This window comes from uncultured Chitinophaga sp. (assembly GCF_902168175.1).
GTDB lineage: Bacteria > Bacteroidota > Bacteroidia > Chitinophagales > Chitinophagaceae > Chitinophaga.
Map to the genome: position 1 here is coordinate 57,311 of NZ_CABHOU010000067.1, position 22,615 is coordinate 79,925.

The following is a 22,615-nucleotide window of genomic DNA, read 5'->3' on the forward strand; positions in this document are numbered from 1 at the left end:
CTCCATTAATCATGAGATACATTGCTTTACTATTGCTGTTGTGTACCCTCACGGCCACCGCGCAGCGTCCGAACATCATTATTATTAATATGGATGATATGGGATATGGCGATATTGAGCCGTATGGGATGACGGGTATACCCACACCGAACTTCAACCGTGCGGCGCAGCAGGGCACCCGTTTTACACATTTCAATGCGGCGCAGGCGGTGTGCAGTCCGTCGCGGGCGGCATTACTCACCGGCTGTTATCCCAACCGTTTAGGTTTGTACAACGCATTAATGCCCTGGTCCACCATAGCGCTGGATACCAGCGAGGTTACCATTGCTACCCAACTCAGGAAAGCAGGGTACACCACCGCCATGTTAGGGAAATGGCACCTTGGCAGCAAAGCCCCCTACCTGCCCATACACTTCGGTTTCGACAGCTACTTCGGCATTCCTTACTCAAACGATATGTGGCCGGTGAACTACGATGGCGCACCCGCAGCGGCAGGTTCAGATAAAGCACGGTTCCCTGTATTGCCTTTGCTGGAAGGCGACCGCGTAGTAGACAGTATTACAACGATGGAAGACCAGGGTAATTTGACCGCTTTGTTTACGAAGAGGGCCGTAAATTACATTACTACCCACCGTAAACAACCCTTTTTCCTGTACTTCGCCTCACCCATGCCCCATGCGCCCATTGCCGCTTCCGCCAGGTTCCGCGGTAAAAGCGATATGGGTTTGTTTGGCGATATGCTGATGGAGCTCGACTGGAGCATCGGAGAAATACTGAATGCGCTGGATAAAACAGGCCTCTCCGCCAACACATTGCTGATTATTACGAGCGATAACGGCCCATGGTTACGCTATGGTGATAATGCCGGTTCGGCAGGCGGTTTCCGCGAGGGCAAAGGCACCACTTGGGAAGGCGGCACCCGCGTGCCCTGCATTGTTCGCTGGCCAGGCAAAGTAGCCCAGGGTCAGGTAGACAGTCGCCTGTTCACTAACATGGACTTATTACCCACCATCGCCGCACTTGCCGGTGCGCCGTTACCGGCTAAAAAGATAGATGGCCTCGACTTCTCAAAGCTACTATTGGGTAAATCGCCCAGTGCCGTACGCGATGTGTTTTACTATTATTATGATGTGAACAGCCTGCGCGGCGTGCGTTATAAAAACTGGAAACTGGTATTACCGCACAACTCTCAATCCTACCTCGCCGGTATTCATGGAATGAACGGTAACCCGGGCACTACCGGCACTGTTAAAGTACCCATGGCCCTTTACGACCTGGCCCACGATCCCGGTGAAACGTATGACCTGCAAAAACTTTACCCCGAGATGCTGGCGAAGTTGTTGTCGCTTGCGGAAGATGCGAGGAAAGACCTCGGTGATGATTTGACGGGAAGAGAAGGTAGCGGGAGGAGGAAGGCGGCGAAGTTATGAGGGGCGGTGTATACACATACGCACTGCCCATTGTTGTTACTGCCGCTGAAGGGAGTGACACAACGGCGGCTGACCATTGATCAGCCGCCGGTTTCACATTATTTAATATACTTCGCCAAATGAGGCGCTGTTTTACTTTGTTTGTTTTTCACCACTTCGTACGGCGTGCCCTGCGCCACCAGGTTACCACCTTTTTCACCCGCACCAGGGCCAATGTCCATCACCCAGTCGCTGCCTGCCACTACGCGCATGTTATGTTCCACCACGATCACCGTGTTACCGGCATTTACAAGTCCGTTGAGCTGAATAACCAGCTTGTCTGTGTCCGACGGATGCAGGCCCGTAGTTGGTTCGTCGAGAATATAAAGCGTGTTGCCTTTGCCTACACGCTGCAGTTCCGTGGCCAGTTTAATACGCTGCGCCTCGCCGCCGGAAAGCTCCGTGGCGGGCTGACCCAAACGTAAATAACCGAGTCCCACTTCACTTAATACCGTGAGCGAGCGATGAACAGAAGCATCGTCCCGGAAAAAGGCACGGGCGGTATCCACCGTCATATTCAGCACCTCCGCAATGTTCTTATCCTTGTATTTTACTTCGAGCGTTTTATCGTTATAACGTTTACCCTGGCAGGTGGGGCAGGGCGAATAAACACTGGGCAGGAACAGCAGTTCCACCATTACGAAACCCTCGCCCTCACAGTGTTTGCAGCGACCTTTGGCAATGTTGAACGAGAACCGTCCCGCATCGTATTTACGCGAGCGGGCCATAGGCGTAGCGGCAAACAGCTTACGTACGTGATCGAACAGGCCGGTGTAGGTGGCCAGGTTAGAACGCGGCGTACGGCCTATCGGCTTTTGATCTACCTGCACCAGTCGTTTGATATTTTCCATGCCCTTGGTGATGCTGCCGCCAAGCGTTACCGGCCGTTGCTCCATCAGGTCGGGTGGCTCTTCTTCCTGCGTTACATGGCCTAAATGAGCCGCCACCAACTCAATGAGTACCTGGCTAACCAGGCTCGATTTACCAGAACCGGAAACGCCTGTAACGGTGGTGAATACACCGAGCGGAAAGGCCACATCGAGGTTATGCAGGTTGTTGCGGCTTACACCTTTAAGTTGCAGCCAGCCTGTAGGTTTTCTTAAAGCCGACGGCGTTAAAGCTATTTCCCGGAACAGGTATGTTTTGGTGATGGATGATTGAATATTTACCAGGCCTGCGGGCGGGCCACTGTATAATATTTCTCCGCCTTTTTCACCGGCGGCGGGGCCTACGTCTACGATCCAGTCGGCATGCCTGACCACATCCAGGTCGTGTTCTACAACGAATAACGAATTACCCGCGGCTTTGAGTCCATCTAGCGCTTCCAGCAAAGCTTCCGTGTCGGCAGGATGCAAACCGGCGGAGGGCTCATCTAATACATACACCACACCGAAAAGGTTAGAACGTACCTGTGTGGCCAGGCGCAGGCGTTGCAGTTCGCCGGGCGAGAGAGTAGGCGTGCTTCTTTCCAGGGAAAGATAACCCAGTCCCAGTTTGAGCAGTACATTAATTCTCGCGGCCACATCTTCGCCTATACGTTGCGCCACCAATGCTTTTTCAGGATGTGCGGGATCTTTTTTGATATCCCCTTTTGCATAAGGCGCCAGGATGTCGTGTAGTCGCGCCAGTGGCAGGGCGGCTATTTCGGCAATATCATATCCCGCAAACTTCACCGACAGTGATTCCCGCTTAAGCCGTTTACCGTTACACAAAGGGCACTCGCTGCTAAGCATATACTGTTGCGCCCTCTTCTTCATCAGCGGACTTTGTGTATTGGCGAACGTGTGCATTACATGGCGTTTGGCGCTGGTAAACGTGCCCATGTAATTAGGCTCCTCTTTACGTTTGATAGCCCGCTTCACTTCTTCCTGCGTATAACCGGGGTACACCGGCACTACAGGTTGTTCATCCGTGAACAGGATCCAGTCGCGAAGTTTCTTAGGAAGGTCTTTCCAGGGCGTATCCACATCGTGGCCCATGGTGATGAGTATATCGCGGAGGTTTTGTCCGTGCCAGGCAGTAGGCCATGCGGCTACCGCGCGTTCGCGGATGGTGAGCGTATTATCCGGTACCATACTTTTTTCCGTCACATCATAAATGCGGCCCAGGCCGTGGCACTGCGTGCAGGCGCCTTCGGGTGTGTTAGGCGAAAAAGCCTCCGCATAAATGATCGGCTGCCCTTTGGGATAATCGCCGGCGCGGGAGTACAACATGCGCAGCAGGTTAGAAAGGGTGGTAACACTGCCTACGGAAGAGCGGGTGGTGGGCGCGCCTCTTTGTTGCTGTAATGCAACGGCCGGTGGCAGTCCGTCAATTTCATCTACTTCAGGAACGGCCATTTGATGGAATAAACGACGGGCGTATGGCGATACCGATTCGAGGTAACGGCGCTGCGCCTCCGCGTACAGCGTGCCGAACGCGAGTGATGATTTTCCGGAGCCCGAAACGCCTGTAAATACAACCAGTGCGTCCCTGGGGATTTCCAGGTAAACATTCTTCAGATTGTGTTCCCGGGCGCCTTTTACCTGCACAAACCCGGGCTTAAGTGATTGCTGCATAATCGTGGGCCTCAAAGATTATGCCCCGGCAGTAGCGGATGAACAATTGTCAGTTCCTCATATTGTGGTTAGCATAAAATTTGTACCCTGACAGTAGTTGTCCTACGCCCCATACTACTTATTCAACTTAAAAAACGGAATCATGTACCAGGTTAAGCCATTTAGAATAGACATTCCCCAGGCAGACATAGATGATTTACAATACCGGTTAAAACACACCCGTTGGACCGATGAACCACGTGCTGCAGGCTGGAAGTATGGTACCAATCCACAGTATCTTCGCGAGCTGGCAGATTATTGGCTGGAGAGTTATGACTGGCGTGCGCACGAGGCCATACTAAATACGTATCCGCAGTTCATGGCAGATATCGAAGGTGTAAACATCCATTTTGTGCATGTAAAAACAACAGGCAACAAACCATTAATTCTTACACATGGCTGGCCCGACAGTTATTACCGTTTTCATAAAGTAATACCGCTACTGGCTGAAGCAGGCTTCGACCTGATAGTGCCATCGTTGCCGGGTTTCGGCTTTTCCGATAAGGTAGCGCTTAACGACCAGGAAACAGCAGATATATGGGTGAAGCTGATGGGCGCGCTGGGTTATAACAGCTTCTTCGCGGCAGGCGGCGATCTCGGAGGGCCGCTTACACGCACCATGGCTAATTTATATCCTAATAATGTAAAGGCAATATTTATTACAGATGCAGGATTTCCCAACGGTACAGAAGATCCCGACACACTGAGCGAGGCAGAGAAAACTTATAGCAAACAGATACAGGAGTGGATCATGAAAGAAGGGGCCTATTCGATGGAACATGCTACCAAACCACAAACGCTTGGATATGCATTAAACGATTCGCCCGTTGGACTTGCATCGTGGGTAATCGAGAAGTTTTATGTGTGGAGCGATTGCAGGGGTAACATAGAGAGTTGTTTTACGAAAGATGAATTGCTTACCAATATCATGATTTACTGGGTAACGCAAACGATCAACAGCTCCATCCGCTCTTATTATGTGCGTGCAAAAGCGAATATAGAAGAACAAAGAGTAGCGGCTCCCACCGCAGTAGCCGTTTTTCCTACCGATGCACAGGTGCCGCGCGAATGGGCCGAACGGAAAGTGAACCTGCAACGTTACACCGTGTTGCCTAAAGGTGGTCACTTTGCCCCCTGGGAAGAGCCGGAACTGTGGGTGCGGGAAGCACGTGAGTTTTTCGATGATTATCTGAACTTCAGGCTTTAAAAAATGTCCTTTCCCAATCGATATCGAAGCCCTGCAGCAATGCGGGGCTTTTTACTTATTCAAGTATCTTTTATATCCTCCCAAACCCCTTACTTTTGTTACTACTACAACCAGTAATCTGATACCGTTCTGCTTAGCCCTGCACCTGCTTAAGACATTTCCAACACCCAGATTAACTTTCGTCTATGAAACAATTCTACGTTTGTTTGCTACTTATTTTAGGTATGCACGCCGCCATCGCGCAGGTCCGTATTTCCATGCTGGTTCCCAAGCCAAACCAGTTACTGAATAACAAGGTTTTTGTGGAAGGATATGCAGCTTCGTCCGCCGGTGCCATCACATCCGTAAAGGCCAGTATTAATTCGCAGGAAGTAACGATGAACATCTCTCAACTGGCTTATTTCTTTGGCGACTTTAACCTCAGTGCATTGCCGGTTGGCCCGCTGCAGCTCCATATTATAGCTACCGATGCGCTGCAGAACCAGCTCGATACGGTGATTAACATCATACGCGACACCCCGCCACAGGTAGTGCTGGAGTTGCCGGTAAGTGAGACGGTGGCGCGGCCGCTACTCAGGGTAAAGGCATATGCTGTGGACAATGGCCCGGTAAACAGGATGGAAGTGCGTTTCCGAACCCGTACCTACACGTTTAACAGCGCCAGTATCGATACTGTATTTGATGCTTCCGCGGAAGAAGCACCCCTTAATGTGTATGCGATAGACTCCGCGGGGCAGCAGGGCTTTGCTACTGCATCTTACAGTGTTAACATTAATCCCGGACTCGAATCGGTAATTACATTGCCGCCCTATCGCAATATCCAGGATTATAACTATGGTAAAGTGTTTGCGGCAAAGCCGGCAGATTTTGGTGCGTACAACCCCACGAATTATTTGTATGATGTGCCAGGCGGCAGCGAAACGCTTATTCCAGGTAACATTGAACTGAGTACTGCACAGCAGCAGCTCAAACGTGCGTGGGTAACTCCACAGGGGGCGTACTTTACGGGAAGGTATGTGACTTCCGGAAGTACAGGCGACCTGACGCTGTTTGAGTGGTGGAGCGCACAATTAACTCCGCTTCAAACAGGCGTAAAACGTGTGAATGTAACCGGCAAATACGCAGTATGGATAAGCACAATTGGCGATTCATTGTTCCTGCACGACCAGGCGGCGCAAACAAAGATCTTCCTGGAAAAAGGGGTTACGCATGCGGATGTAGACAGCACCGGGCGTGTAGATTATATAGTGGGTGCCAGTATCTATCGTTATAATAACGGAACTACCAGCCTGGTCGTGTCTGACGACGGTCCGCTTGCACAGTTTCCCTATCTTGATAGTGATAGTGATGATATCGCTTATTTTGGCATTTCGCCATATAAAGTTTCAGGCTTGTTCCTGCACACCGATACAAGTAATACACGTTTCGTGATGTCTGGCGACTATCCGGAATTAGTCGTTCCCTATTTGGCAGAGCGGATCCGTTTAAAGAACCATCACCTCGTGTTTACGCGACACCAGTCTTCCTACCTGTCAGAAACCTGGTTCTATCGTAAATCGCCTGGCGATACCTTAAAATTATTGAAACGGCTGACCAAGGAAAGTAAGTTCGGGTCTGACGTACTAGGCTACATTCGTGGTGTAAATGCCCAGGGCGACGTATTACTTTGGGAAGATCCATGGCCTTCCACCAATACCGGCAAGCTCGTTTATTACCCGGTGAACGGCCCGTCTAAAACCGTTACCGAACTTGACTTAAGTACATATGACATTAATGGCGAATGGTATGGCTCCCTTGCCAATACACTTTACAAGCTCTCGCTTGATACCGCGTACGGCGCCGAGGCCATTCCATTTACAAAACCACTGCTCATCAACCAGTCGGGCCGCTTTAGCCTGAAAGATTTCACCAGTCATTTCTCCGGCCCCGAATACGGTCCGGGCCAACTGATGGAAGTGAAGATTACCCGCCTGCCCACCTGGGGCATACTGGTGCATCCCAATGGCTCGCAGGTAGGTATAACAGGGCAGGTGCTGAAGCGCAGCGAACTTGAGGGCCTGCGTTATGTACCTTATCAGAATGTGATTGGTGCCGATACAATACGTTGGGCCGGTTACAATGGTAATGTGTGGAGTAACCAGGCAGCCATCACCCTGATGACTCACCCCAACCTTACCGCTCCGCCCAAACTGGCCGGGCTGGACAGCAGCTATTGCGATACCGTAACAGCAGATGTGATAAAGATCACGAACTACCCGCCGGTGAAATGGCGCACCACTGTTACCGTGCTGCTGGATGGCACCACCATATTGCCCGTAGGTGCAGATAGTACCTTTACTATTTATCCGACAGCAGGTACACATACATTGAAAGTAACATTCAGGCATCCGCTTGACTCGATCAGTACGACGGCAAGCTTTAGAACGGTTAGCTGCCCATCCGGTGGCGGGCGTTTAGAAGAAATAGCCGACAAACTGAAAGATGTAGAGATACTGACAGCTTATCCGAATCCGTTTACCACACAGTTTACGGTGAAGGGGTTGAATGCGGCGAAGCGTTATACTTATTCGCTGCACGATTTGCAGGGTAATGTGGTGTACACCGGACTTGTCAATAACCAGACGACAGTAGTGATAACACCGAATGCGACGTTGAAGAAAGGGATATATTATCTGAAGGTGTTTGATGTTGCGTTGAATAAAACGACGGCCGTAGCGGCGGTGGTGAAGATGTAAGATTTAGAAAGCCGGTAAGTGAGCGCTTACCGGCTTATTTTATGCCGTGCATTGTGTTTTGATTTTGCGGTGTATACACCGTTTTATCTGTACTGCATCATTCTAAGAGGTTGCGGTGTATACATCGTTCTATCTGTACTGAATCATTCTAAAGGGGGCGGTGTATACACCGTTTAGACCTTGCCGTGTATATACCGCACTTCCATCTAAACAGCAATCCGCTGCACCGCTTTCTCTAACGCCTGGTCCTGCACGCCGGGAATAGCCGTTCCTTCCACCCTCAGTATAGTTATATCCGTTATGCCGATGAAGCCGAAAACCGCTTTGAGGTATGAGGATACGAAGTCATACTCTACGTATGGGCCTTCGGAGAATATGCCGCCTGAAGCCAGCGATATATAAACCTTTTTTCCTTTGACCAGTCCTTCTGCACCAGTAGCGCCATATCTGAATGTAATGCCAGATCGTACAATATGGTCGAGCCAGGCTTTCAGTGAAGATGGGATATTGAAGTTGTACAACGGTGTACATATCACCAGTATATCCGCTGCCAACAATGAGGCAACGGCATCGTCGGAATGCCTGGACGCGGCATGATGCTCTTCTGTTTTGGCCTCAGGTGGCGTGAAGAATGAAACGAGTTGCGGCACACCCAGGTGTGGGTATTGCTGCTGCGAAAGGTCCAGCGTTTCTGTCGTACTGCCGGGGTGGGCAGTAAGCAGTTCCTGTACTATAGCATTTCCCAGCTGGTTGCTGTAAGAAGCTTCGCCGCGGGGGCTAGTGGTTACCTGAAGTATCCTTTTCATGTTTTGATTTTTTAAGTTTTACGGCAAAGAAGTTACCTTCCCAAAGTGGTTACCTTTAGGTTAGCGGCCTGGTATGCCATTAAGCAGTAAATTTGTATGTGAATAACCGGGAGTACCGGTGATGTTTACTGTACAAAAGTATTCACATCTGCCTAAAGAAAACACATAGTGAGTAATAGGTTAGCAGTAACAATTTGGTTAGTAAAATATATGCAGCAATGATCAGTAATTATTATACAGAAATACGTCTGGAGGCGCATGAGTGTAAGCGGAGCCTTAATGCCATAGACGATGCCCTTTATGTAATAGGCGGCAAATGGAAACTGCGTATAATTGCCACACTCAGCGATGGCAGTCATCGTTTCAACGAACTGCAGCGTGCAGTCAAAGGCATATCAGCCCGGGTGTTATCTAATGAACTGAAAGACCTCGAGCTATGCGGTCTCGTGGAACGTCGTCTTTCTGCCCAAAAGCCCTTCGTGGCCGAATATATTCTTACGGATTACAGTCTGACCCTGAAAGACGTACTCGCCAGTCTCAACGGTTGGGGCGCTATGCACCGCGAGCGTATTAAGCAGTCGCTGGCGGACCAACAGTAACGGGATACCACGCAATCAGTGTAGCTCCACCTTGCAGGAATACGGCTTCTCGCGCGATGACGTAAAGAATTTTGTAGAGATGACGGTCGCCGTAATTGATGGCAAAACACAACCCGATCCGCAAGGTGTAACGCAGGTTAAGGGAGTCATCACACTCGAAGCATGTATCCGCCAGGAAGCAGCGCAGACTGGAGTAATTGGTAATGTAAACTTAACATAGGCTTAATGTCACTGCACCGCGAACGCAGCTGTTAGTTTGAACTTGAACTGATTAAGATTACAAACACGATTGCCAATGATCATCCTTGCCGGCCTGCATCCTTCTGCAGAGCAGGGAGCCGAAATACTGCTTCCTGAATACCTTCGCAGCGCGGTAGCTGCATGGGCTGCTATAAGTTATCGCCGGTTTACGTTTGGCAATATGCTCAGCCAGACATACTCCTATAAAAACTTCCAGCTGTATCATTACCAGTTTAATATTCACACGCCGGTTACTGTTTATCCCAGCTTAGAAAAGGGCACCATCGCGTTACAGTTTATGCTGAAGGGTGACAGCCAGGTGTTTCTCAAAGGTTATGGCAGCATTAAACTGCCCGCACGTCGATGGGCCTTGTCATATATCCCCGCCGGTCCCGGTGAATTACGGCTGGAAGCAGGTGAATATGCGCTCTTCCATATATCCATAGCCGATAGTTACCTGAATGAAATGGCCGAAAGCATGGCCGATGTAGGTAGCCTCACGCAACTGCTGGAACAGGGTGCAGAACAGGCGGCCATATTGCCCCTGGCCTATATGGATACCAAAGTGAACGAGACCATTAATTATATAATGAAAGCAGAGGATAGTCCGCAGGAACTTCCCGTAGAGTTTAAAGCCCACATCACCACCCTGCTTAATTTATACAGGAAGTCGATACGCGAAGCCACTGAATTCGAACTGCTGCCAGAAGTGCCACATAAAGAGATCGTAGTAGACTTTGCCCGGCAGATTAAAGCCGATCCTTCGCGCCCCTATAGTATAACCAAACTGGCCCAGCGTCATCGTGTATATTATAAAACCCTGGCCCGTTCCTTTAAAACTCTTACCGGTGTTTCAGTAAAGCTATATGTACATGAACAGCGTATGTTGTTAGCCTTTAACATGGCCGCTACCTCACAATTGCCTTATAGCGAAATAGCAGCCGAGCTGGGATACCTCGAACCCAATAACCTTAATCGCGCATTCAAACAGCGTTTCGGCATTACCCTTTCAGAGGCGCGAAATAGTGGCAGTTAAGCACCCTCTGCGGAAAGTAATTTACCCTTTAATGATAATAACAGATTGCAGAAAAAAAATAACCTTTACATAACATGCCGTAAGTGTTGTTGGCATAAGTGAAGCTGACCGTTTTGACCCGTAACTGAAGTGAAGACACAGTAAGAAGTACCTCGTATAACCTCATTTACAGCAACTGATAGCCCTTTTTCAGTAATCGCAGCAATGTGCCGCGAACTGACTCTTTTTTGTTAATCATTATTACCGCCGGTAGCGCATGCCGGTACAAAGTACTATTGCTCCCTTGTAGCCAGGATCACTTAATAACATACTTATTTGCACTATGACAACTGAAACATTGCAGCGTTTACAACGCATCGACCAGCTTATCCAAACCAAAGCCACCGGTACTCCATCGCGCCTCGCGACCAGGATCGGCATATCCGAACGCTGTGTATACAAGTACATCAACCTGATGAAAGACTTCGGCGCACCCATTAAGTTCTCTTTCTCGAGGCAGAGTTACTATTATGATGAGGAAGGGTATTTTAAGATTTCGTTTGCGTTTAAGAAGAAACCAGAAAATCACATTTTATGAAAGAAGAAACAGTAGTCGCGCAGGAGCAATCTGTAGCCGTAGAAGATGCGCCTTTAAAGAAGTCTGAGAAGAAGGCCGGGCGGCGCATTGGGTATAATTACATTATTGTGAAGAGCCTGAAGGAAAGTCAGAAGAATGATGTGGTGAAGTGTTTTTATATTAAGGGGTTGACGAAGTTTGGGTTTTGTGTGATTAAGGAGGGGACGTATGGGGATTCGAAGGATAGGGAGGGGAGGGATATTAAGGATAGGTTGTTGTGGCAGGAGAAATTGCATAAGGAATTGCAGGGGAAGGTAAGGATACCTAAGCTGTTAGGCAGCTTCGAGGAAAACGGTAACTATTACCTTGTGATAGAGTATTTACGGGGCAAGCCTTTATCGAAGATTTGCAAGGGCCAAACAGATATGTGGAATGAATTGGCCGCCGGCACGAAAAAGGCGCGACGAATCTTGAAGTATATTCTCCAGGTAATTGAACTGTTGCAAACAATGCACGCTAACAAAGTAGTCCATCGCGATGTAACCGTTAACAACTTCTTGTTAATGCCCTTCGGTAAAGTGGCGATTATTGATATGGAATTAAGTTACTCGTTAAGTAGCAATCATCCTTCACCACCCTTTACCTTGGGTACACAAGGTTATATGTCGCCAGAGCAACTGGCTACAGAAAATCCAACAGTAAAGGAAGATATATACGCCGTGGGTGCGGTTATTCTGCATTTGTTAACTGGTATTTCTCCCTATAAAATTACCGGTGTATTAGATGAAAATGTAAAACGGAGGGTCAAATACTTGCTGGGTGATGTTGCCCTGGCTGACGTTATTTCCCGCTGCTTCGAACGGGAGCGGTTAATGAGGCCATCTCTTTCGGAGATAAGGAGTGTGGTGCAGGGGTGTTTGGGTGATAAACGAGTTCCTCAGCCGGAGAGTTATGTATATCCTCGCCAGGAAATTACTGAAATGGTGCAAAAGGGCATTGAGGCCCTGGGTTCGCCATTATTTTGTGACCAGGATAAAGGATGGTTTGCAGAGAATATGAAGCTCGATAGAGCCAGTAAGACAAAATTTAGGAAGAGCTGGTATGCAAGTTACAACAGGGGCGTTGCCGGGATTCTTTACTTCTTGTCCAGGGCGAAAACGATGGACTATGATATCACTTCTGCCACTAATGGGGTAGAAATAGCATTAAACCTGATCGAGGCTAAATATATAAATCGTTCTAAAAGGCCAGAACCTGGTTTGCATTTCGGCGCGGATGGTATTGCCGCGTGTCTCTGTGAAAGCATAAAGGCCGGTATTATACCTTACGAAGATCGTCATGTCAAATGGATCTCGCAATTACTAGGGATAGAAACAACGATACTTGGTGTCGCTTACGGAATGGCGGGACAGGGTATTGCTAATGTTTACTGCCTAAACTTGCAAGGCGAAAAGGAAATTGCACCACGCTTAAAGCTGTATGTAACAAAATTGCTCGCTACCCAGGCGCCCGATGGTTCGTGGAATATGGCGACAGGCAGTCGCAAAAACAGGGTGATAAGAGGATTTGGAAGTGGTATGTCCGGCATCCTTTACTTTTTATTGCATTATTCAGTGATGTATAAAGATAAGGAGGTAGAGAAGGGGGCGCTCAAGGGAGTGGATTGGCTTGTTGCGCATGCAAAACGAGGGAAGACTATTCATTGGTTGTCGCAAACTGGGAAGGAACTGGGTGTGGCTTGGAATGAGGGCGTGGCAGGTGTTGCACTTTGTATGCTTAAAGCCTATACTGTAACCGGGAACCATTTTTATGCAGATGTAGCCAGGGGTGCTTTGCGTTATCCGTCCAACCATATATTTTACAACAGCTTTTCTCAGGCGGATGGCCTGGCGGGTTTAGGTGAAGTTTACCTGGAAGCTTTTTCAATACTAAGGGAAAATGAATGGAGAGAACGGGCCGCTGGGATTGCGCAAACACTGATGCATTTACGAATGGAGAAGGAGGATGGAACGCCTTATTGGCTGGTAGAGCATGAAAGTGAACCTGTCGCGAATATTATGGTAGGCAACACGGGTATATTGCATTTTCTTATGAGATATGCAGGTGATGGCAAAATACCCGGCCCTATGTATCTATAAGATGCTTTGCTTTTCTTTTATCTTTTTAATTTCGCCTGAAGATATCATCAGCGCCTTTTTTCCTACCATGTAAACAGGGGTAATAGTTTTCCTGGAAGGGATTTGTTTTCTTTCAAGATGTTCGGTAGTAAAGAGCACATCTCCGATTTTTACTATGTTGTTTTTGGTAAGGAGCCATCGGTGTAATTCGTTGTTCCCATCGTAAAGCAGGCTATATGTTTTTTTGTTGAGCATGTAGTCAAAAGCATAATTGAGCGGAGAATGCCGCCACGTCGTGCTTTGGTTAAAGTCCTCTTTTCCTCTCAGATAGTGAACATATCCACCTTTTCTCTTGGCGCGGTCTTCAATGGCATATATCAACCAGAGGCATTCGGCCGAAGCTGCCAGTCCCCCGAGAATAACCAGGTGCCCCTGGTCAAATAACCATTTATAACGTGCGTCTATAATACCGGCCTTTAAAAGTAGTTGCGCCAGGGACTGGAAGTTATTGTCTTCCAGGTGAACAACAAATATCTGCCTGGGGCTCATAAAGAACCGTTCTTCCTGCCGTAAGGTCGCTTTTATACGAAGCGAAAAGTGCTTCCTGCTATCATCGTCCCCCGGCTCGTAGATGGCTATTTTTGCATTTTTAGACATGGCAGTTCATTAAATATCGGGTGAAAAGAAATGATGAAGATCAGCTTTTACCGTGGCAGGCAACGCCGGCTTCTTATATGTTACACGATCACCGTAAATCGTGTATATAGTAGGATTGTTTTCATGCAGGTTAAGCCTTGTAGCTAGGTTAGTAGTATCCAGTATAATCGACGTCTGTTCAGGAAGTCGCCCATTTCGTTCTTTAAAATAGCTCGACATCGACCGCCTGCCCGCTGGTGCTGATATAATCACCAGGTGATTCGGCGGCATACTTTGGTAGTGTTTAAGAATGCTGTCTATAGTTTTCTCTCTGCAGGACGGGCAGCTGGCTTCTAACGGCAGGATTAGAAGGTGGATGGAGTCCGTACTTGATGATATCGCGTTGCCGGCGATCCTCTTAATGGAAGAAAACGCTTGTTTTGCGGAGGTTGAGTCTATTTGAGGAGGCGGCGTTTTCTCCTGCTTTGATGGTTGAGAGCAGGAGAATATTAACAGGCTTAATACGTATAATGCGATATTTCTCATAGTGTTATTTTGGGCGCTGATCTGGTTTGGTTCAGACAGCTATTGTGCAATTCGAAGGCGCCTGTTGTGGCAAGAATAGTGGTAGGTCGAAACTACATGTTGTCTGCACGATACGCTGGTATATGCATTAGCCGATCGTTTACTAGTGGATAGTAGTTCCACCATATGTGTATCCGGGGATATTAAACGTATCTGACGTTGGGCCATGATTAGGAGATCCCATTCCTGTAGTAGCAGAGCCAGCACCTGGGAAAGAGTTAAAAGCAGTTGCGGTAAATGTACACATTACACCTTGCCATTCATTTACGCATGTCACATCGCCGCCAAATGTACCTGTTGATACCGTTAAACGACCAACTGCGCTTTCAATGGCGCCGTCCTCGGCTTCTGTATTTCTGGCAGTAGCAAAGACTGCCGTGATGCCTGCAGCATACGTAAGGGCAAATCTGAGAAATGGAATTTTTTTCATAACAAATACATTTTGGTTAGGAAATTAATGCTGTAGTCTTCATGGAACAGTTGTTTTGACATTCGCTCTGGCCGTTTCGGAGGTCTGATAAGACATTTTTATGTAGTTGATAGCGGTTTCGTCACGTGTTTTGACTCTTGCATACAAATGCCCATCGGGCCCGACAAATAGCATTTTTAACTTTACAGATGCATCGATCGGCGACTCTCCAACTATTTTAAACTGCTCGTTAAAGATGATTAGCCGCTGGCTGCGGGGAGTTTCGTTAATATATAACTGTGGATCCATTCCTGATCTTACGATTCTTAGATACCGGTGGTGGTAGGCGTCGTAATAGATGGAGCTATATGAATCTCTTCTCAGGTATTCCTTGAAGCCTACATCAAATTTTTCAATACTGTCCCTATCTACCGGGGCGATTTGCCTGGTTTGAAACCTGCTTTTCCCATAATAAGCATTATTCAGCTGATTAAGATCTGTTTCGTAAATCGTAGTGTCGGCCGGAAAACTAAATACGAGATTGCCTTTGGTGTTGATGCAGTGGCTATACTCAAGGAAATGATATCCATATAAGTTTTGATGGTATATTTCCGGCAGGTTATATAAAAGATTCACCTTTTTACTTTTAAGATCAAAGTCACATATCACTTTCCATTTGGTAAGATCTTCGAATGAGGTTTGCTTGACGAAAGGGCTGATGGTAGTATAAATATGCCCGTTTTTTATTAGCGGCGGGGTGGTATTTTCGATGTCTACCCATGCATCAGGCATTGTTTTGGGAGCTTTGATGGACGACTTAATATGCCCGGAAGAGTCCATCAGGTATAAAGTCTTGTTGTTTATGACCAGTATGCTGTCGAAGTTTACCACATAGGCATTGATTTTCCTTTTTTGTTTAGTGGGTAGCAGATCTTTAACGACCAGCCGCTTCTTTAATGTTTGGCTAGTGAATGAGTATATGTTAAGTGATTCGGAAAGCTCATCATATATGGCCATGTAAGCAGTGTTCTTGCTGTAAAAGATATTTTGGGATGTGATTTTGTTGTAAGTATTACTATCCAGGAGAAAGTGAATCGTATCATTTGTTAGTAAAATGGATTCTTGGCTGTAGTCGGGAGGAAGGTACACATAGTTGCTCGTACCGGTCTGTGTTTTGGGGCGGCATGCGAAGAAACAAATCAGCAGGAGATATGCTATATAATTGCGATAGGAAATGGGCATAACAGATTGAGATGAAGTGTTAAAAAGACTGTTGGCTAACTTATGCGCTAGCCAACAGTTTTTTATTTATCGGATGGTAGTAGCACCGACTGTATCCTGAACTTCTCCATTAGTTAACGAAGTTTCACCAGCGTTAGGGGTACCTGCACCTGTAGTAGCAGATCCAGCTGCGGAACCAACAGCCGTAGCTGTCCATGTGCAGTTTAAACCCTGACCGTCGTTTACGCAGGTTTCAGCGCCGGCAGCAGTGCCGGTAGATGCGGTTAAACGGCCTACTGCGCTTTCCTGGGCGGCTTCTTTTGCTTCTGCACTTTTAGAAGGAGCAAATGCGGCAGTGATGCCTGCGGCGCCTACCAGCGCCAGGCTAAGAAATGAATACCTTTTCATAATAAATACTTTTTTTGGTTTGTGAAATATATTTTTTTCAATGGCCATCGAATATTCACTACGAAAATATATTCATGCACTGTATAAAATGTTCAGTATTGTCAGATTTTGTTATTCCGGCCAAATTTTTTGACGTCTGCCGTTGCCGGAAACACGGTAGAAAATGTTATCGGTTATCAATAATCCTTCTGAGAGACCTTTGGCATGATGAGTGTCGGTATTGAACAACCGTCCATTATGGAACGCCGTTATTTCTTCGACAATTGTGTGCCCGGTGATAATTTGATGGACATTAAATGATTTCAGTGCGAGCTCGAGGTTAGCGATGATTTTATTTTCATCGGAAGGGGAGTAAAAACCCCGGTACCAAAAGGGAGATGAGTGCGTATCCGTCAGTGATAGTGTAATTGTATCAACAATGCCTTGATTATTAAGAAAATCCCGGACCCTGGAGTTGATGCTTTCCACATTTAAACCAAGCCAGCTAACCTCGGGGCTAATACCACCATGAGTAAACAGTGATTTACCTATTTGTTCTATGATATTTTTTGTTCTGAGCCATTTCCCCAATTCACTGTTTGTTGAATAGATTTGATCATATGTTCGTTTTAACAGGGTCATGTTCCTTTTATATTTTGTAGCCTGGTACCTGAGGTTTCCGGTTAGATTCATTATCTCGTGGTTTCCCAGTAAGAAATGTACGGCGCCGCCTTGAGTGGCGGCCGCACGCTCCAGCGCATATATGAGCCAGAGGCATTCGGTTACCTGCTGTCCTCTGTCAAACATATCGCCCAGTATTACCAGGTGTCCGTTTCCAAAGGTCCACTTAAAATTATCATCTATAATGTTATTACGTTGCAGCAGTTGCCTCAATGCTTTGAAGTTACCTTCGAGGTCCGAAAGTACCAGTACATTTTCCTGGGCGGGGTAAACTGAAGGTGGAATTCGCAAGGAGTCGGCGAGGGTTACACAGAACGTAGCACCAGGAACGTCCGTATTAACGGAGAATTTGTAATCCGCGGTTTTTGGGAGTGTGCTTTCTGTAGGTTGCCCCTGCTCAAACGTGATTATCGTCCTTCTGTCACCCTCTAAGAGTACGTATGGGCCATCGTTCATGTATTGTAACTGTTCCGTGATCGCGTTTGCCAGTACGTAGCCTTCTACACGCTCATCTGTAGGGCTATAGGCTTTTAATAGTGAGCCGTAACTATCATAAAGACAGATGACAGGGAGGCTGGGAATTCCGTATTCTGCAGCCAATATCGAGTCTGCGCATGATTCCTTAAAGTGCCAGGTGGCAGGCAATAATTGGTCGTTTAGGGCAGGCGATTTTACGGCTACATTGGCTACGAATGAATTGGGAACGTTCCTGAAGCGTGCGGCAGGTATAGAGAGCAGATCCCGATTTGGCGTTTGGGGGTCATAAAAATGCAGTAGGGTGATTTTTCCTTTTAAGTCGTCTGGTTGAATGATAGTTTTACCACTCTGCCGGTCGGCTCTTTCCAATGATGGAATTTTTGTTGACTTATTTCCAACTGCTCTGGCCATTCTTTCCTTCTTTTCATATATCTGCATGTTGCGTTTGGCTTCGGCGTCAAATTCACCGGATTGGTAGAAACGATACAACAGTTGGTTCATTTCGGGGATAAAACCATAGTGATGAAATCCCTCGCGGCCCACGATCGTGTACATCACGTTTGCCAGTATTTTTCCACTGAACATCCTTAATGCTTCCTCGTAATATTGTTTCCGGCGTACTATACCCAGGTCCACCAACGGGCTGGATACCTCGAATATATAGTCGTGATTTCTGCGTATCTGGGCTTTTATGGCACCGAAATAGAAGTCTGTAATGCCGGCGTCCTCCGTTAATGAACAAAGCCATTTCCATTGTTTGTTAACAATAATGGAGTCGTAAATTTTACAGAACATCGACATTTGGTCTTTATACTGAGGCTGGCGACGGGTAAGCTCGAAATAATAACCGCGGTTATCTTCATTGTCGCTGATAAGATCGGCTTTTATCTGGTGGAGTATGTTAGGTGGGATTTGGTCTGAAGCCAATGCGAGTTCTTCTTCAATTATTATATTCGAGCTGTCGAAATAATTACTCATGAGAAAGAAGTTTTCAAGTGTAAACTGTCTCTTTTTCCCTGGCATTTGTAGCAGTTGAATTCTTCGAGTAATGTATTGGATCGGGTTAAGTTTTTCGCTTCCCTTTCCGCAAACCTGCAGGTTTTTATTACGGGCATCGATATCTACTGCATCGCCAGGAGAAAGGATAAAGGCGGGAAATCCCTGTCTTGTAAGGGTCGGGAATAGTAAATGGAGGTTCGATTGTGCACTAATCCTGAATTCTGCGGTTCCGTTGATGTTTCTACTTTTCAGAATGGTGTATGGGTACATGGGTTTATATGCGCCCTGCTTCCTGAATTCAATGGCGACGGAGTCATCCTTAACACTGGAGGGCAGTTTTATGGATACAATGATCATTCCTGCCTTTCCTTCGTTAGCTGCTAACCGGGAAGTAATAAAAAGGGAGATGGCGCAACACAGCAGTCGGATAAGATACGCTTTCATTTGACAGTTTTATGTTTAAGAAAGGTCCCCGGCCTAAGCTATAGGTCGGGGAATAAGGTTAAATATTTGCTTATGCCAGTTGGAGCGAAAATTTTATTTGTAACCGGGATTTTGTGTTACCCCGTGAAATTTCGTATCCATTTTCGGTATTGGGGCAATTGATTTTTCACTAGGATATGGTAATGATTTTACGTTCGGTGATAATGGGTCTGATCTTTCAATTCCCTGTTTCCAGCGCTGTAGGTCATATAGCCGCAATCCTTCAAAGGCCAGTTCTTTTCTTCGTTCTATTTTTATAGAGTCGAGCAGCTGCGGACCTACAGCGGCGGGAAAAGTTATCGTACTATCTGCGCGTTTTCTGATAAGATATAGATAGTGCCTGGCACTGTCTTCCATGCTCAATTGAGCGAACGATTCTGCGGCAGTGAGGTACAGTTCCGAACTGCGAATAATACTCTGGTAATATTGAGTAGATTCTGATCCGCTTGGTGCAAAAATGCCTGTGGGGAATTTGGTGACATCATTGGAATTATTTGTTTTTGTTATCCATTGAGTCCTCACATCATTTTTACGGGCGGTTAGCAGGTCCGTTAGATCTGAAGTAGCGGTAAAGTATTTTTTCGTATCGCGGAGATATTCGCCGAGGTAGTATCCTGACTGAAGTGTTCCATTGTCGTTGGATAAAAGCTTACGCGGTAACATCTGGAAAATTGTTTCTGTTTGCTGTGGCGATAAAGATTTGAATATATTGTTTGGATACCCATTTTTTACTGTCAGCAGCGGCTTTTGAATAATAACAGCAGCGGCAGTATTCTTGGCATTCATGAAGTCGCCTTTAAAAAGGTAGATTCTGGCCAGGAGTGCTTGCGCAGTTAGCTTCGACGGTAGTAGAAGGCTTTCTGTTGTTGCTGGCAGCAAAGTAATGGCCCCCTGCAGGTCTTTGATCATTTCTTCGTAGACCTCGGCAACAGAAGCCCGGCCGTTTATCGCTATAGTCCAGTCATCGGATGTTAGGATGGCTACGCCCGGATGAGATCCGCCTGGTGTGAAATTGTAAGCCTGCGAGAACGTATTTACGAGTTGGAAATAGGCCATTGATCTTATAAGTAATGCCTGCCCCTGCATATCATCCACGCGAGATGGATTTTCATCACGAAACTTTCCAACGGCGTTGATCAACAGGTTACATGACCGTATCAAAAGGTAATCAGACTGGTATATTGCATTCATGTTTACAGAAGCAAGGCCAAGTATCGGAATGGCTCCATTTTCCTCTAGTGCCTGCTGGTCCCATGAGTATATGGACATGAGCGCGCCAAACCCCGTTTCTGGTTTCAGGTTGTCCGCTATTACTTCCGGGTATGCCGTTTTATAGTGACTGAAGGATGAATAGAATTGGAGATATATGCCGTTCAGGAAAGCCTGGCAAGACGGTAGGTCTTTTACATATTCCTGCCGTAGCAGGATGTTCTTGGTCGGGTTATTAAGGAAGTCTTTCCCGCAATGGATCCCGGTAGTTACAATAGTAAGAAGTAAGAACGTTTGTTTTAATATAGTTAGCTTCATAGCAGTGCTGTTAAAAGTTTGCATTTATTCCTAAAGAATAAGATTGTGCTTGTGGGTAAGAGAATGATATTCTTCCGCTGGCCGTGGCGTTATCCGGATTCACTTCCTTGTTCAGTGACCATTGGTGGATGTTAAAGCCTTGTGCATATAACTTTAGAGAGGATAATTTGAGTCTGCGTACAATATCGGAGGGCAAGCTATAGGCAAGGCCAATCTGTTGAAGCCGAAGATAGTCTCCTTTAGACAGGAAACGTGTCGAGGGAAAGTTTCCATTATTTGTATTGTTTAGTTTTCTCACTGGGTTTGCTGCTACGTCACCCGGCTGTTGCCACCTGTTGAGTGCGGATTTCGGGCTGTTCATATAAGGATAAACTCCATCAGAAAGTGAAACGCTTAATTGTGAATCATATATATCGAATCCATACTGATAATACAGTTGTACATTTAATTCGATGCCCTTCCATGAAACCGTATTCAATAAGCTGGCAAAGCCATCAGGCTGCGGTTTGCCAACAAATTCTTTTTTCGCGCTGGCATATATCGATGTTGGTTTTCCGGTGCTGTCCTTCCATTGTGGGAGCCCGGTTTCAGTGTTTACGCCCATCCATACAGGCATGTAATAGCTGTTGTAGTTGCGTCCTTCTTCGTTGGAGATGCTTTCTGCCTGTGTTTTTTCAAGTGGTACGTAGGCTTTAACCAGCACGTTTTTATTGGTACTCCACATGGCGATTGCACTCCAGGTAAAATTTTTACTTCTGATAATGTGCCCTCTTAGATTTAGTTCGAAGCCGTTGTTGTTCATGTCGCCAATGTTATCAGCAACTTTCACATAGCCCGAATGCGCCGGGAGGTTGGTAGCGTAAATAAGGTTCTTTGTATATTTTTTATATAAATCTAATGTCAGCTCGAGCCGGTCCTGCCATAATCTTGCATCAATTCCAAAGTTCCAGCTGAAAGTCGATTCCCATTTTATCTCCGGATTGCCAGGTTGCTCTGCAGGAATTACTGCGAGTTGGCCATTTAGTAGCTCCTGCCTTAATAGATCATATTTCGACAGGACGCTCACGTTCGCGGAGTTGCCTGCAATACCGAAACTTCCTCTTAGCTTCAGGTAAGTAAGCTGGCGTTCGAGGCTGCGCATAAATTTCTCTTCAGATACGATCCATCCTGCGCCAGCTGACCAGTAATCGGCCCACTGCTGGTGCGTACCAAATAATGAAGATCCATCTCTTCGGTAGCTGCCTGAGAGGAAATACTTGTTTTTTAGTGCGTATTGCACTTGCCCAAATTGAGAAAGTAAGGTCGTTTTGTCTTTTGTAGTAACGGCAGCGGTATTTGTATATCCAGGGCTGTTCAATTCATCGTAGTAGGGCAGGGTAGCGGAAGTGCCAGTAGCCTGTATATAAACATTCTTACCTGTAATAATCTGCGCTTCCTGTGCAACTAATGCCGATAGCGAATGGATGTCTGAGAACGTTTTGCTGAAATTGATTGCGTTGGTGGAAATCAGGTTAGCTCGTTTTACACTGTATTCTGAAATTAACCCGTAACTATTGGATTCACCGAATTGTAAACGCGGATCTGATTTCCTGTAGGTTTCGGAGAACAGAAAATCGAAGCCCAGGGTGGAGGAGAGGTTAAAGTATTTAAGGAACTTTAGGTCTGCCCGAAGAGTATTAACTGCCCGATAGGAAGTAATGTTGTTTTTGTTGTACTCGTTAGCAGCAACGGTGTTTGCAACCGGGCGCGAACCATTGGTTCCTTGCGCATAGTTAAGCACATAATTTCCATTAACGTCCCTGATCGGATTTAGTGGAGAAAGTATGCTGGCTGCCCCAAACCCCAGAA

18 protein-coding genes are annotated in these 22,615 nt (G+C 46.8%); 8 read left to right on the plus strand and 10 right to left on the minus strand.

Annotation, left to right across the window (positions count from 1 at the left end; genetic code table 11):
• Positions 1 to 11: 11 nt before the first annotated feature.
• On the plus strand, positions 12 to 1,430 hold the full coding sequence (locus QZT80_RS14055; protein ID WP_295122904.1) for a sulfatase: 1,419 nt from the start codon (positions 12 to 14) through the stop codon (positions 1,428 to 1,430).
• Between the two features lie 98 nt (positions 1,431 to 1,528).
• Here QZT80_RS14055 and uvrA read toward each other — a convergent pair whose 3' ends face one another.
• Positions 1,529 to 4,027: an excinuclease ABC subunit UvrA gene (gene uvrA, locus QZT80_RS14060; RefSeq protein ID WP_295122907.1), complete on the minus strand. Its 2,499-nt coding sequence runs from the start codon at positions 4,025 to 4,027 to the stop codon at positions 1,529 to 1,531.
• A gap of 142 nt (positions 4,028 to 4,169) precedes the next feature.
• Between uvrA and QZT80_RS14065 the strand changes: the two genes are divergently transcribed.
• Together QZT80_RS14065 and QZT80_RS14070 are read left to right on the plus strand one after the other, a co-directional pair.
• Entirely contained in the window at positions 4,170 to 5,273 is a 1,104-nt protein-coding gene (locus QZT80_RS14065; protein WP_295122910.1) for an epoxide hydrolase family protein, read from the plus strand.
• Between the two features lie 185 nt (positions 5,274 to 5,458).
• On the plus strand, positions 5,459 to 8,008 hold the full coding sequence (locus QZT80_RS14070; protein WP_295122913.1) for a T9SS type A sorting domain-containing protein: 2,550 nt from the start codon (positions 5,459 to 5,461) through the stop codon (positions 8,006 to 8,008).
• Between the two features lie 206 nt (positions 8,009 to 8,214).
• Here the strand turns inward: QZT80_RS14070 and QZT80_RS14075 are convergent, their stop codons facing one another.
• Complete coding sequence (locus QZT80_RS14075; RefSeq protein ID WP_295122916.1) at positions 8,215 to 8,814, minus strand: NAD(P)H-dependent oxidoreductase; 600 nt, start codon at positions 8,812 to 8,814, stop codon at positions 8,215 to 8,217.
• A gap of 218 nt (positions 8,815 to 9,032) precedes the next feature.
• Here QZT80_RS14075 and QZT80_RS14080 point away from each other — a divergent pair, with 218 nt between their 5' ends.
• The 5 genes from QZT80_RS14080 to QZT80_RS14100 all read left to right on the plus strand — a co-directional run bounded on the left by QZT80_RS14080 (position 9,033) and on the right by QZT80_RS14100 (position 13,383).
• The gene (locus tag QZT80_RS14080; RefSeq protein ID WP_295122919.1) at positions 9,033 to 9,413 is read left to right on the plus strand and encodes a helix-turn-helix domain-containing protein; all 381 of its coding nucleotides are present in this window, start codon (positions 9,033 to 9,035) and stop codon (positions 9,411 to 9,413) included.
• 31 nt (positions 9,414 to 9,444) lie between these two features.
• Entirely contained in the window at positions 9,445 to 9,633 is a 189-nt protein-coding gene (locus tag QZT80_RS14085) for a hypothetical protein (RefSeq protein ID WP_295122922.1), read from the plus strand.
• Positions 9,634 to 9,708: 75 nt separating this feature from the next.
• Positions 9,709 to 10,689, plus strand: coding sequence for an AraC family transcriptional regulator (locus tag QZT80_RS14090; RefSeq protein ID WP_295122924.1), 981 nt, complete (start codon positions 9,709 to 9,711; stop codon positions 10,687 to 10,689).
• Between the two features lie 322 nt (positions 10,690 to 11,011).
• Positions 11,012 to 11,266 (plus strand): HTH domain-containing protein, encoded by a 255-nt coding sequence (locus QZT80_RS14095; protein WP_295122927.1) that lies wholly within the window; start codon positions 11,012 to 11,014, stop codon positions 11,264 to 11,266.
• Positions 11,263 to 13,383, plus strand: a complete 2,121-nt coding sequence (locus tag QZT80_RS14100; RefSeq protein ID WP_295122930.1) for a lanthionine synthetase LanC family protein — start codon at positions 11,263 to 11,265, stop codon at positions 13,381 to 13,383. Before QZT80_RS14095 ends, QZT80_RS14100 begins: the two co-directional genes overlap by 4 nt.
• Here QZT80_RS14100 and QZT80_RS14105 read toward each other — a convergent pair.
• From QZT80_RS14105 to QZT80_RS14140, 8 genes are all read right to left on the minus strand, one after another.
• The gene (locus tag QZT80_RS14105; protein WP_295122932.1) at positions 13,378 to 14,019 is read right to left on the minus strand and encodes a hypothetical protein; all 642 of its coding nucleotides are present in this window, start codon (positions 14,017 to 14,019) and stop codon (positions 13,378 to 13,380) included. The genes QZT80_RS14100 and QZT80_RS14105 overlap by 6 nt on opposite strands.
• 9 nt (positions 14,020 to 14,028) lie before the next feature.
• Positions 14,029 to 14,289, minus strand: coding sequence for a hypothetical protein (locus QZT80_RS14110; RefSeq protein ID WP_295122935.1), 261 nt, complete (start codon positions 14,287 to 14,289; stop codon positions 14,029 to 14,031).
• 397 nt (positions 14,290 to 14,686) lie between these two features.
• Entirely contained in the window at positions 14,687 to 15,013 is a 327-nt protein-coding gene (locus QZT80_RS14115; RefSeq protein WP_295122938.1) for a hypothetical protein, read from the minus strand.
• Between the two features lie 39 nt (positions 15,014 to 15,052).
• Entirely contained in the window at positions 15,053 to 16,234 is a 1,182-nt protein-coding gene (locus QZT80_RS14120; protein WP_295122941.1) for a DUF4221 family protein, read from the minus strand.
• 66 nt (positions 16,235 to 16,300) lie between these two features.
• Entirely contained in the window at positions 16,301 to 16,621 is a 321-nt protein-coding gene (locus QZT80_RS14125) for a hypothetical protein (protein WP_295122944.1), read from the minus strand.
• A gap of 111 nt (positions 16,622 to 16,732) precedes the next feature.
• On the minus strand, positions 16,733 to 19,027 hold the full coding sequence (locus tag QZT80_RS14130; RefSeq protein ID WP_295122947.1) for a metallophosphoesterase: 2,295 nt from the start codon (positions 19,025 to 19,027) through the stop codon (positions 16,733 to 16,735).
• A gap of 267 nt (positions 19,028 to 19,294) precedes the next feature.
• On the minus strand, positions 19,295 to 20,791 hold the full coding sequence (locus QZT80_RS14135) for a RagB/SusD family nutrient uptake outer membrane protein (protein WP_295122949.1): 1,497 nt from the start codon (positions 20,789 to 20,791) through the stop codon (positions 19,295 to 19,297).
• Positions 20,778 to 22,615 (minus strand): TonB-dependent receptor (locus QZT80_RS14140; RefSeq protein WP_295122952.1); only part of this gene is annotated, 1,838 nt, incomplete at its 5' end. The genes QZT80_RS14140 and QZT80_RS14135, both read right to left, overlap by 14 nt.